The organism is Dyella sp. (assembly GCF_035685885.1).
In the GTDB taxonomy this organism is placed as follows: Bacteria; Pseudomonadota; Gammaproteobacteria; order Xanthomonadales; family Rhodanobacteraceae; genus Dyella.
Map to the genome: position 1 here is coordinate 1 of NZ_DASRZX010000105.1, position 12,241 is coordinate 12,241.

General features: G+C 65.3%; 9 protein-coding genes. 3 read left to right on the top strand and 6 right to left on the bottom strand.

Annotated features, from left to right (window positions below):
- Positions 1-2,875, bottom strand: a 2,875-nt coding sequence (locus VFG49_RS12510) for a bifunctional diguanylate cyclase/phosphodiesterase (protein WP_414649129.1), incomplete at its 3' end; no start/stop codon positions are given.
- A gap of 264 nt (positions 2,876-3,139) precedes the next feature.
- Here VFG49_RS12510 and VFG49_RS12515 point away from each other — a divergent pair.
- On the top strand, positions 3,140-4,051 hold the full coding sequence (locus VFG49_RS12515; protein WP_324860968.1) for a hypothetical protein: 912 nt from the start codon (positions 3,140-3,142) through the stop codon (positions 4,049-4,051).
- 74 nt (positions 4,052-4,125) lie between these two features.
- On the opposite strand, the gene VFG49_RS12520 is transcribed toward VFG49_RS12515, so the two are convergent.
- The 5 genes from VFG49_RS12520 to VFG49_RS12540 form a co-directional block, all read right to left on the bottom strand.
- Positions 4,126-5,028, bottom strand: coding sequence for a DUF4097 family beta strand repeat-containing protein (locus VFG49_RS12520; protein ID WP_324860970.1), 903 nt, complete (start codon positions 5,026-5,028; stop codon positions 4,126-4,128).
- Between the two features lie 19 nt (positions 5,029-5,047).
- A complete protein-coding gene (locus VFG49_RS12525; protein WP_324860972.1) occupies positions 5,048-5,497 on the bottom strand; it encodes a hypothetical protein in 450 nt (149 codons plus the stop codon).
- Complete coding sequence (locus VFG49_RS12530; RefSeq protein ID WP_324860974.1) at positions 5,497-6,042, bottom strand: RNA polymerase sigma factor; 546 nt, start codon at positions 6,040-6,042, stop codon at positions 5,497-5,499. The genes VFG49_RS12525 and VFG49_RS12530 overlap by 1 nt, the downstream gene beginning before the upstream one ends.
- A 208-nt stretch (positions 6,043-6,250) precedes the next feature.
- Entirely contained in the window at positions 6,251-8,011 is a 1,761-nt protein-coding gene (locus VFG49_RS12535; protein WP_324860976.1) for a phosphoenolpyruvate carboxykinase (GTP), read from the bottom strand.
- Between the two features lie 240 nt (positions 8,012-8,251).
- Positions 8,252-8,830, bottom strand: coding sequence for a helix-turn-helix domain-containing protein (locus VFG49_RS12540; RefSeq protein ID WP_324860978.1), 579 nt, complete (start codon positions 8,828-8,830; stop codon positions 8,252-8,254).
- Positions 8,831-8,955: 125 nt separating this feature from the next.
- Here VFG49_RS12540 and VFG49_RS12545 point away from each other — a divergent pair, with 125 nt between their 5' ends.
- Together VFG49_RS12545 and VFG49_RS12550 are read left to right on the top strand one after the other, a co-directional pair.
- Entirely contained in the window at positions 8,956-9,849 is an 894-nt protein-coding gene (locus VFG49_RS12545) for an alpha/beta hydrolase (RefSeq protein WP_324860982.1), read from the top strand.
- 43 nt (positions 9,850-9,892) lie between these two features.
- A partial coding sequence (locus VFG49_RS12550) for an acyl-CoA dehydrogenase (RefSeq protein WP_324860980.1) occupies positions 9,893-12,241 on the top strand: 2,349 nt, incomplete at its 3' end.

The following is a 12,241-nucleotide window of genomic DNA, read 5'->3' on the forward strand; positions in this document are numbered from 1 at the left end:
GCTGCAGCCACACTTCGGCCATTTTCGGCGTGGCGAACAGGAAGCCCTGGCCGTAGCGGCAGCCGATGCGCAGCAGCGCCTGGCGCTGGTCTTCGTCCTCGATGCCTTCGGCGATCACCTGCATCTGCAGCGAATTGGCCAGCGCCTGGATGGCGCGCACCACGGCGGTGCCGTGGCCGCCTTCACGCGGCAGTTCCACGATGAAGGATCGGTCGATCTTCAAGGTCTCGATCGGGTACTGGTGCAGGTAGCTCAACGACGAGTAGCCCGTGCCGAAATCGTCCAGCGCGATGCTGACGCCGTGCGTGCGCAGGTTGTCCAGGATGCGCTTCACCTGCACCGCGTTTTCCAGCAACGCACGTTCCGTCACCTCGATGCGCAGGCAGCGTGGCGGCAGGTGATGCGCCTGGATCAGGTCCAGCAGCTGGCGGTCCAAGTCGGCCGAGCGGAAATGGCGGCCAGACACGTTGATGCTGACGAATCCATCGGGCCCGGCGAGCGCCTCGGCCTGCGCGCAGACCTGCTCGAATATCTGCCAGTCGATGCTTTCCGCGCAGCCGCTTTCCTCGGCGACTGCGAGGAAATCGGCGGGTGTAAGCAGGCCGCGGTCGGGATGGCGCCAGCGCAGCAGCGCTTCGTAGCCGACCGTGCGTCCGGTCTGCAGCGCCACGATGGGCTGGTAGAACGGCACGAATTCGTTGCGGCTGAGCGCGCGGCGCAGATCGCCTTCCATCTCCAACAGCGACAGCGCCTCGCGGCGCAAACGATCGTCGAACACCGCCGCCCGGTGGCGGCCTTCGTCCTTGGCGCGATACATCGCGGCGTCGGCGTCGCGCAGCAGTTCTTCCGGCCGTTGGTAATGCGGGCTCGGCAGGGCGATGCCGATGGAGGCGGAGGTGAAGATCTCCTTCGCGCCAAGGCGGAAGGGGGCCTGCAATTCGTCGATGATGCGCTCGGCAATCAGCAGCGCCATCTTCGGATCGGTGATGCCTTCGGCAAGCACCGCGAATTCGTCGCCGCCCAGTCGAGCCACTACATCGCGCGTCTTGAGGCACGCGCGGATGCGTCCGCCCACCTGGAACAACAGGTCATCACCGACCAGATGGCCCACCGAGTCGTTGATCACCTTGAAGCGGTCAAGGTCGATGAACAGCACCGCGAACAGTTCCTGCGTGTCGCCGTGATAGCGCTGCAGGGCCTGTTCCAGTCGCTGCAGCAGCAGGGTGCGGTTGGGCAATCCGGTCAGTGAATCGTGCAGTGTCTCGTACTTGAGACGACGCTCCACGCGCTCGCGTTCGGCGATCTGCTCGCGCAGGTCGCGGTTGGCCAGCGCCAGCGCACGCGTGCGCTCGGTGACGCGGCGTTCCAGGCTGGCGTAGGCCTGCTTGAGCGATTCGGTGGTGTGCTTGCGTTGCAGGGCGTTGGCCACGTGGTAACCCACGAAGGTCAGCAGCTCCTGGTCGCGCACGTCGTAGGTGTGCTCGGGCGAGTAGCTCTGCACCGCCAGCACGCCCATGGCGCGATCGCCCCAGATCAGCGGCACGCCCAGCCAGCACACGGAGCGCGAACCACGATGGGAAACCTCGCCTTCGCGCTCCAGCCGGTCGAATTCTTCGGGGTTGGCCAGCAGCGGCTTGGCATGGCGCAGCACGTATTCGGTGACGCCGCGGCCGTGTGCACGCGGGAGTCGCACGGTGTCGAATTCATCGACGGAGTAGGGGAAGCTGAGCGTCTTCTGCTCTTCGTCCAGCAGCGCGATGTAGAAGTTGCGCGCGTAGAGCAGGCCGCCGATCACGCGGTGGACGGCGGCGTAGAAGTTGTCCAGGCTTTCCGATGCATTCGCCAGCTCCGCAATGCGGAACAGCGCGGCCTGCAGGCGTTCGCCACGCTGGCGCTGCAAGACCTGCTGGCGCAGCACGCGGTTGGCTTCGCGCAATGCGGCTGTGCGACTGGAGACACGGCGCTCCAGTTCCTCGTGCGCTTCGCGGCGTTCCAGCGCGGTCTGCACGTGCTTGGCCACGTAGCTCAGCAGCTCGCGGTCGTGCTGCGTGTAGTGCGTATCTTCGCGATAGCTCTGCATGACGATGCCGCCGACCACGCGTCCGTCGCGCAGCAGCGGCACGCCGAGCCAGTGTTCGCAGACGGGACCCACCTGGATGAAGCGTCCCTTGAACTGCTCGGCCAGCTCGCTGAAGGAACCCATCAGCGCCTGGCCACACTGCAGCAGGTTCCAGGTAAGGCTGTGGCGCATCTCCTGCAGCGGAACGGCCTCGTCGGGCGAGGGCGGTTCCTTGTCCATCGTGTCGACGTAGTACGGAAAGCGCACTGTGTCGCTGGTGGCGTCGTACAGCGCTATGTAGAAATTTTCCGCGTACATCAGGCTGCCGAGGATGGCGTGCAGCGAGTGCATCATCTCGGTCATGTTGTGCTCGGCGCCGGCCTGATCGGCAATGGCGTAGAGCGCGCGCTGCAGGCGTTCGGCAAGCGCGAGGCGCGAGATCGCCTCGTACAGCCGCGATGTCTCAGCCAGCTGTCTCAGGCGCGCCGAGGCGAGTCTACCGATCCAGGCCAGCTGATCTGCCAGCGCGGCGTGGTCGGCATCGGCCGGCAGATGCAGCATGAGCGAGCGCAGCCCTTGCGGGTCTTCCGCCAGCTCGAACTCGACATGACCGGGCTCAACGTGCGGCGGATCGCCAAGCAAACGCCATTGCAGGCGCCCCGGAACCTGCATGTCGGCCAGCATCGCCTCACAGATTTCCTGCACGCTGGCGGCATCCGCTGCGCGAAACAGGCGCTCCACGGCGGCGTGGACGGCGGCCATGCCACCGTCTGCCGGCCAGAGAGCTGGCGTTGTGCTGGTCGGGACCGAAGTCATTAGTCGCAGGCGAATCCGCGCGTTGTCGACAGAGGCGACTATATAGCGCCTCCATTCAGCTTTGTCGCCAGCCAGTTGAGGCTTGGGAACCGATCGCGTCCGCTGATGTCAAAAAAATGTGATTTGGCGCCATTGTGGCCTTGCTCACAAACCGGAACTTTGGGTGTTAGCAAAAAGTAAAACGTGGTATTATCCGGCCGTAATCGTCTCTGGGAGGGGGCGAGCCCTGCCCGTCCTTTAGGTCCTACGGGGGTTCTCTCGTATATGCGTCGTCTGTTGTTTTCATTGCCGTTGTTCGTCATGCCGCTGGTCGCGGCAGGGCAGACTGTGGCCAATGATTCGTTCGACGCGACGGGAAATCGCCTGCTGGCCCAGCTGCAGGACGGCTCGGCAAGCAATGCTGTGCCGCTTTGGCGTGGTGCCGATGGGCGCTGGCTGGCCGTGCAGAGCGGCAGCGAATCGCTCACCGCCGCGCAGCGCGCCGATGCACCGCTGCAGTTCCGCGCCGTGGATGCGGCGACCGTGCAGTCCTCCGACGTCCAGTACGGCATGGGCCCGAATCTGCAGGCTCACGTGGGCGTGAGCGAGCACAACTGGGCGAACAACCAGGCTCCGCGCGTGGTCGGCAGCGAAGTCGGCGCCACCTACAACACCGGTCGCTACAGCCTGGGCTTGAGCGTGGGAACCGATTCGGTTCCGGGCAACGCCAATCTTCCGCGCCTGCTGCCGGGTGCGCTGCCGGGCGTGAATGGCCTGTCGGGCTTCGACGGCAGCACGCAGGTCAACGCGCATGGTCGCCTGGCGCTCGACGCCAAGAGCGGCATTGATCTTGGCGCCAGCGTGGGCCGGGTGCGTTTGCTGCCGGGGAACCTGCTTGGCGTCAATTCCCTCGACCAGAAGGCAGTGAGCTTCGGCGTGGATCGTGGCCCGCTGAGCGGCAGCATTGTCGGTCGCACCATGCAGCCGGAAGCGGGCGTGCCGGGCAACATGGGTTACAACCCGGATCGTCGCTGGAGCAGCATCGATCTCGGCGTTACCTGGCGCCTGCCGTGGCAGGGCCAGTTGAGCATCGGTGCGCAGAACCTGTGGTCGTCGGGCAACGGCGTCAACACGCCGGTGGGTCCGGAACCGGACCAGTCGCGCACCCCATACGTGCAGTATCACCAGGATCTCTGATCCGCTTCAGCAGCGGGATCCCAGACAGCAAAACGCCGGGCTATGCCCGGCGTTTTTCGTTTCAGTCCGCGTGATCAGTCCTGGTGGCGGATGCGCAGGTCGCCGCTGAAGGTCTCGATGTTCATCTTTGCGTTGCCCGCACCCGCCGTAGCCTGCAGCTCGCTGCCCGGGCCATGCTCCACTTTCTTCACGGTGCCGAAGTCGCTGCGCAGGTCGCCGCTGAAGGTATTGGCATGGATGGTGGCGGAGAGATTCGACGGCACCTGGACCTGCACGTCGCCGCTCATGCTGTCCACGTCGAAGACACCGTTGGGTGCCATGCCGCCGGACAGCTGCACGTCGCCGGAGACCGTGCTGAGGTTGAGCTTGCGCCACGGGCCACCGTTGACGCGGATGCGGCCGGAGACGGTTTGAAGTTCCGCTTCGTTGCCCACGTTGGGGGCGAGGATGTCGCCGCTGACGGTCTGCAGCGACACCTTTCCTGCGCTGCCGGCGAGCTCGATGCTGCCGCTCACGCTTTCCACGTCGACGTCGGGCGAGCGTGCATTGACACGCGCCTTGCCGCTGACGGTGTTGGCCTTGATGGTGCCGCCGTCGATGCCGTCGATGCTGAGCGGCGCGCTCACCACGTCCACATCCAGCGAGGCGCCCTTGGGCACGCGCACGTCAAGCGTGGTGGAGCCCATCGAGTTCTCGTTGTTCCAGTTGAACCAGCCCGACTTGCCCTGCGATTCGACCTTGATTTCCATGTCGCTGTTGCTGCCTTCGATGGCCAGCGGCTTGGCGCCGTCGCCGAGGCGGCCGCCGACCTGCACCTGGTTGCGATCCCAGGCGGTCACGGTGACGGCACCCTTGACATTGCTGATGCTGATGCGCGCGTTTGGCGACGCATCGTGTGTGAGGTTGATGGGTGTATCGGCCAGTGCCTGGCCGATCGACAGGCTGAGCAGGAGAGGAAGGATGCGTGCGGTTTTCATGGTGAAGGCTCCGCTGGACTCAACCAGCCTGGTGTTCCATCTGTCGCAACTGCGACTGCTGCTTCTGCGTGCGATATAGCAGGCGCTGCAATGCAGGTGAATCGGGTGCCTCTTCCATGGCCTGGCGCAGCTCCATGCTGGCGGCATCGAGTTCAACGGCTGCGCCGGCAAGGCGCGGGTCGGACGGACGCCAGCGTTCGATGTCCTGGGTCGTCGTCGGTGTCGCCGCGGTTTCCAGCGGCCGGTCGCGCAGGTGCACGGCGAGGCTGCCGGCGAACAATGACATTCCCGCGAAACTGGCCGCGAGCAGCCAGCGCTGGATGTGCTGTCCGGTGCGTCGCGCAGGTACGTCGGGCGATGCCTCGCTGCTCGCATCCAGTGCTGCGTCGATCGCAGGCCACAGGTCGCGGCGCGGCGACACCGGTTCGCGCAGGGCGCGGGTCTGGCGGAGCCATTCGAATTCGTTCATCACTGTTCTCCCAATACTTTTCGCAGCAGACCCCGGGCACGATGCAACTGCGCCTTCGATGAGCCCACCGCCATACCCAACTCGGTGCCGATGTCCTCGTGCTTCCAGCCTTCGATGTCGTGCAACACCAGAACGGCGCGTGCCCTGGGGGGCAACCTGCCGATGGCGCGTTCCAGTTCTTCGCGCTCGGCCGCGCAGAACGGGGTTTCGCCGTGGTCCGGAAGGCTGTCCTCATCCATCATGCTGACCGGATCGGCGCTGCGTGCACGGATGTCCATCAGTGCGACATTGACCGCGAGGCGGTAGATCCAGGTGCTGAAGGAGCTTTCGTGGCGGAACCCGGAAAGTTTCTGCCAGGCGCGAACGAACGCATCCTGCGTGAGGTCTTCCGCACGAGCGTGATCGAAGCCAGCCAGGCGATAGACCGCGCCATACACGCGGTCGACGTGCAGGTGGTAAAGGCGATGAAAAGCTTGCCTGTCGCCGGCGGCGGCCGCACGGACGTCGTCCGTGTCGACGGGCTCCGCGGCGGGTGCTGGCGGCATCATGGGTCCGGTGGCTGGGCAGGCTGCAATCATCTTGCCAGCTTGGATGCGGACAGGCGCGGAAGGGTTTAGAGCCGGACGAAAAAGACTGTGGGAGCGCATCCTGTGCGCGAGGGGCCGAAGAAGCGGTGCACCCGCAGCGTGGCTCGCCGCGCACAGGGTGCGCTCCCACAAGAGGGGGCGCCGGCCGTGTCAGGCCGGCGTGTATTCAGGCGGCTTCGGCGGTTTTCAGTGCCTTGGCGATGCGCTGCTGTTCGACGTGAAGCTCATCCGGCAGGCGGTCGCCGAAGCTTTGCAGGTATTCGCCGATGGCGGCCAGTTCGTCATTCCAGCCGGCCTGGTCAACGTCGAGCAGGGTATCGAGCGTGCGACGATCGAGGACAAGCCCGTCAACCTTCAGTTCGCCCTCGGCGGGTACGGTGCCGATCGGGGTCTGGCGGCCGGTGGCACGGTTTTCCACGCGGTCGATCATCCACTCGAGTACGCGCAGGTTTTCGCCGTAGCCCGGCCACATGAAGCGTCCGTCGGCGCCCTTGCGGAACCAGTTCACGTGGAAGATCTTCGGGAGCTTTGCACCCGGCTTGTCGAACGACAGCCAGTGACGGAAGTAGTCGCCGTAGTGGTAGCCGGCGAACGGCTTCATGGCCATCGAGTCGCGACGCAACACGCCCACGGCGCCGGTGGCGGCAGCGGTGGTTTCCGAACCCATGGCTGCGCCAACCAGCACGCCGTGCGCCCAGTCGCGCGCCTCGAATACCAGCGGCACCAGCGACGGACGGCGTCCGCCGAACACGATGGCGCTGATCGGCACGCCATGCGCGTCTTCGGCCCGCGAGGACCATGTCGGACACTGCTTCGCACTCACCGTGAAGCGCGAGTTGGGGTGTGCCGCCGGGCCGTTGGCCGGATCGTACGGGCGGCCCTGCCAGTCGGTCACCGGAGTGCCCGGCAGGCCTTCCCACCATGGCTGGTTGTCGGCGGTGACGGCCACGTTGGTGAAGATGGTGTCGCGCGCAATGGTCGACAGCGCATTCGGGTTGGTCGCCTCGCTGGTGCCCGGTGCCACGCCGAAATAGCCGGCTTCAGGGTTGATGGCATATAGACGTCCATCCGCGCCGGGACGCATCCAGCAGATGTCGTCGCCCACGGTCCATACCTTCCAGCCGTCCTTGAGGTAGCCCTTCGGCGGAATGAGCATGGCGAGGTTGGTCTTGCCGCAGGCCGACGGGAACGCGGCGGCGATGTAGTGCGTCTCGCCCTTGGGGTTCTCGATGCCGACGATGAGCATGTGCTCGGCCAGCCAGCCTTCGGACTTCGCCTGGTAGCTGGCGATGCGCAGCGCATGGCACTTCTTGCCAAGCAGGGCGTTGCCGCCATAGCCCGAGCCATAGGACTTGATCGAGAGCTCTTCGGGGAAGTGCATGATGAAGCGGCGTTCCGGGTCCAGCTCACCTGTGGAGTGCAGGCCCTTCACGAAGGTGCCCTCGCGTTCGATGCGCGCCTGCGCTGCCGCGCCCATGCGCGTCATCGTGCGCATGTTCACCACGACGTAGGGACTGTCGGTGATCTCCACGCCGCAACGGGCGAGGGGGGAGTCGATGGGACCCATGCAGTACGGGATGACGTACATGGTGCGGCCTTCCATGCAGCCCTCGAACAGGGCATCCATCTTGGCGTGCGCCTCGGCGGGCGCCATCCAGTGGTTGTTGGGGCCGGCGTCGCCTTGGTCTTGGGTGCAGACGAAGGTGAGGTGCTCCACGCGTGCCACATCAGAGGGGCTCGAGCGGTGCAGGTAGCAGCCTGGATGGGTTCGCTGATTGAGCTCGATCAAGTCGCCGGTCTGCAGCATCTGCTGCACCAGCTGCTGGTATTCGGCGTCCGAGCCATCGCACCAGTGGATCTTCGCAGGGCGGGTCAGGGCGGCCACTTCGTCAACCCAGCGCTGCAGCGCTTCCAGCTTGCTCGACATCAGGTTCCTCACTCTGGTCTTGAACTAAAAAAGAGCAGAAACGCTAACTTACGTGCAGTGGCATGGCAAGTGAGACTGCAGCAAACGGCAACTGGGCGCACTACAAAACGCCGCCCCGCCCGGCAGTTAGGAGGGTGGGTGCAGACCACTTTGGCAAGTGGGCTGCCAGTGGATTTCTGGCACAAAAAAACGCCGCTATAGGGCGGCGTCTTTGGGATTGCGCTGACGTCTCGGTGCGGTTTAGGCCGGCGTCAATGTGCGAATCATGTGTTCCACGTAGGCGTCGAATTCGTCGTGGCTGATGCGCGGCAGACCCAGCGTGAAGTTGAGCTGGAGGAAACCGACGTAGGCCGCGTACGTCAGGCGTGCGCGATTGAGCGCCTCGTCCCCGTCAAGACCAGCCTCGCGATAGATATTGGTGAGGAATTCCATGCGCCGCTGCGAGACGCGGGCCATCACCGGCACCACCTGCGGATGATCCAGTGCCTTGAGCAGTGCGGCGTACACGCGGTGGGGTGCCAACTCGTGTGCGACCCGACGGAACAGCTCCGGCAGACGGGCACGCGGATCGGGCATCGCCTCGATCTGCGCGATCACTTCGCGTTCGCCGTACTGCTCCCAGCGCTCCAGCGCGGCCTGCAGCAAGGCTTCGCGGGTGCGAAAGTGCCAGTAAAAGCTGCCCTTGGTGACGCCCAGCTGGCGCGCCAGCGCCTCCACGGCCAGGGCGCCTACACCCTGGTCGGCGATCAGCCTCAGTGCGGCGTCTTCCCAGTCCTCGGCGGAGAGGCGGGTACGTTCGGGTTTTGCGCTGACATTCATGGGCGAATGGTAGCCCGAGTTGCTCGTTTTGTAATCGGCATGGGTGCAACTCATTGAATTGCGTGGATCCAGCGACGCTGCGGCGCATATTGACGCAGTGGGAAAGCGCCTACATACTCATGCGTATGGTAGCCCAGTCCCCTCCCGAGAAGCAGAACGAACGCGTCACCGCCGTGGATGGTCTTCCGCTGGCGGTCGAGATCCGCAACCCCACGGGGGCGCCGACCCTGCTGTTCGCGCACGGTTTCGGGCAGACCCGAGGTGCCTGGCGCGGTACGTCCGCGGCCTTGGCCGAACTCGGATATCGCTGCGTCGCGTTCGACAGTCGCGGCCACGGCGAAAGCGGCCGCGTTCCGGGCGGCGACTATCACATGGAGCAGTTCGTCGGCGACCTGCGTCTGCTGGCCCACGCGGAGTTGCGCAAGCCGATCCTGGTGGGGGCGTCGATGGGCGGACTGCTCGGCATCGTACTGGCAGGCGAGATCGACCCCGACGCATTCCACGCGCTGGTGCTGGTCGACATCACTCCGCGCTGGGAGACGGCAGGGGTGGAACGCATTCTCGCTTTCATGCAGGCGCATCCGGATGGCTTTGCCAGCTATGCGGAGGCGTCCGATGAAATTGCGCGTTACCTGCCGCACCGTTCCGGGCGAAAGAGCGAAGACCAGTTGCGGCCACTGCTGCGCGAAGGCAGCGACGGACGCCTTCGCTGGCACTGGGATCCCGCCCTGCTGGGTGGTGAGCTGGTGCGCGAGAGCGAGCGTTACCAGCCGCGCCTGATGGCGGCCGCCGCGAAGATCCGCGTGCCGGTGCTGCTGCTTTCCGGCGGACGCAGCGACGTGGTCTCGCGCGACACGGTCGATGAATTCCTGAAGCTGGTGCCGCACGCCGAACACTTGGAGCTGCCGCGCGCCACGCACATGGTGGCCGGCGACGCCAACGATGCCTTCACCCGCGAAATTGCACGTTTCGTGGGTGCGCTTTCCCAGGCCGACCGCAGCGGTGCGGTGGCCGTATGAATCCCCTGATTGCCCAAGTCGTCATCCGTAACGAGGTGTAGTGATGTCCGTGATCCTGACCCTGCTGGCGGCGCTCATCGCCACCGGCGCCTGTGCCTACCACCGCAGCAGCCTGCGCACGTGGGCGATCGTCACGGTGGTTGCCACCGTCGTGGTCGGCCTGCTTGCCGGCGCGCCATGGACCACCTTCATCCTGCTGGTGGTCGAGCTGGCCATTGCCGTGCCGCTGCTGATGGACGGCTTTCGCCGCAAGCAGATCAGCGCGCCGTTGCTGAAGATGTTCGCCAAGGTGACGCCGAAGCTCTCCGAAACCGAGCAGACCGCGCTGGAAGCGGGCACCGTTGGTTTTGAAGGCGAGTTGTTCTCAGGCAAGCCGGACTGGCACGAGCTGCTCAAGCAGCCCAAGCCCGAGCTGAGCGTGGAAGAGCAGGCCTTCATGGATGGTCCGGTCGAAGAGCTGTGCAGCATGATCGACGACTGGCAGATCACGCACGAGCTGGCCGACCTGCCGCCGGACGTCTGGGCCTTCATCAAGAAGCACAAGTTCTTCGGCATGATCATCCCGAAGCAGTACGGCGGCCTCGGGTTCTCGGCGCTGGCGCATTCGGCGGTGCTGCAGAAGCTGGCAACCATGTCGGCCACGGTGGCTTCCACCGTCGCGGTGCCCAACTCGCTTGGCCCGGCCGAACTGCTGCTGCACTACGGCAGCGACGAGCAGAAGAACCATTACCTGCCGCGCCTCGCCATTGGCGACGAGATTCCGTGTTTCGCGCTGACCGGCCCGTATGCCGGTTCGGACGCCACCTCGATCACCGATTTCGGCATCGTCTGCAAGCAGATGGTCGACGGCGTCGAGACGCTGGGCATGAAGCTCACCTTCGACAAGCGTTACATCACGCTGGCGCCGATCGCCACGGTGGTGGGTTTGGCCTTCCGTCTGTATGACCCCGAGAAGTTGCTGGGCGACAAGGAAGATCTTGGCATCACGCTGGCGCTGCTGCCGCGCAACACGGCAGGCCTGGAAATAGGCCGCCGTCATTTCCCGCTCAACGTGCCGTTCCAGAACGGCCCGCTGCATGGCAAGGACGTATTCGTGCCGCTATCGGTGTTGATCGGCGGCCCGCACATGGCCGGCCACGGCTGGCGCATGCTGGTGGAATGCCTCTCGGTGGGCCGCGCGATCTCGCTGCCGTCCAACGCCACCGGTGGCGTGCGCGCCGCGGTTGCGGCGACGGGCGCCTATGCGCGCATGCGCAAGCAGTTCGGTCTTTCCATCGCCCGCTTCGAAGGCGTGGAGGAAGCGTTGGCGCGCATCGGTGGACTCACCTATGCGACGGCCGCATTGTCGCGTGCCACGGCTGCGGCCGTGGATCGCGGCGAGAAACCGGCGGTGCCGTCTGCGATCGCCAAGTATCACGCCACCGAATGGGGTCGCGTGATCGCCGGCGACGCGATGGACGTGCATGGCGGCAAGGCGGTGCAGCTGGGTCCGAAGAACTATGCGGGTCGCGCGTGGCAGGGTGTGCCGATCGCCATCACGGTGGAGGGCGCCAACATCATGACACGCAGCCTGATGATCTTCGGGCAGGGCGCCATCCGCTGCCACCCTTATGTACTGAAGGAAATGCAGGCGTTGTCGATTGCCGACTACGGCGATCGCCTGCGCACGTTCGATCGCGCGCTCTTCGGCCACATCGGCTTTGGCATTTCAAACGCGGTGCGCAGCTTCACGTTCGGCCTCACCGGCTCGCGCATCGGCGATACCGCGGGCGATGCCTACACGCGCCGCTACTACCGCAAGCTCAACCGTTATTCCGCCGCACTGGCGCTGTGCGCCGACACCTTCATGGGCGTGCTTGGCGGCAAGCTGAAGTTCAAGGAGAAATTGTCCGCGCGCCTCGGTGACGTGCTGAGCTACCTGTATATCGCCAGCGCGATGCTCAAGCGGTACGAGGATTCCGGTCGTCCGGAAGCCGATCGCCCCTTGCTGGCCTGGGCATTTCACGAGTGCATGTGGCGCACGCAGATGGCACTGGATGGCGCCATCCGCAATTTCCCGGTCAAGCCGGTGTCGTGGTTGCTGCGCGTGCTGGTGTTTCCGTTCGGTCGTCGCGAGGTGCCGCCGTCGGATCGCCTGGGGCGCCGCGTCGCCGCCATCATCACGGCGCCGGGCGAGGCGCGCGATCGCCTCACCGAGTGGACGTATCTCGCGCCGACTGCGAACAACACCATCGGCCGCATGAACGCGTTGCTGCCGGACGTGATTGCCGCCGAACCGGTCGAGCGCAAGTTTGGCAAGGCACAGAAGGCGGGGCAGTTCACGTCGCACGACTACTACGGCCAGCTCGCCGAAGCGCTGCAGGCCGGCGTCATCAATGCGTCCGAACACGAC

Bases quoted from the DNA above. Each gene is read 5' to 3' on its own strand.
- VFG49_RS12515 (WP_324860968.1), top strand. From the start codon at position 3,140: ATGCGTCGTCTGTTGTTTTCATTGCCGTTGTTCGTCATGCCGCTGGTC.
- VFG49_RS12520 (WP_324860970.1), bottom strand. From the start codon at position 5,028: ATGAAAACCGCACGCATCCTTCCTCTCCTGCTCAGCCTGTCGATCGGC.
- VFG49_RS12525 (WP_324860972.1), bottom strand. From the start codon at position 5,497: ATGAACGAATTCGAATGGCTCCGCCAGACCCGCGCCCTGCGCGAACCG.
- VFG49_RS12530 (WP_324860974.1), bottom strand. From the start codon at position 6,042: ATGCCGCCAGCACCCGCCGCGGAGCCCGTCGACACGGACGACGTCCGT.
- VFG49_RS12535 (WP_324860976.1), bottom strand. From the start codon at position 8,011: ATGTCGAGCAAGCTGGAAGCGCTGCAGCGCTGGGTTGACGAAGTGGCC.
- VFG49_RS12540 (WP_324860978.1), bottom strand. From the start codon at position 8,830: ATGAATGTCAGCGCAAAACCCGAACGTACCCGCCTCTCCGCCGAGGAC.
- VFG49_RS12545 (WP_324860982.1), top strand. From the start codon at position 8,956: ATGGTAGCCCAGTCCCCTCCCGAGAAGCAGAACGAACGCGTCACCGCC.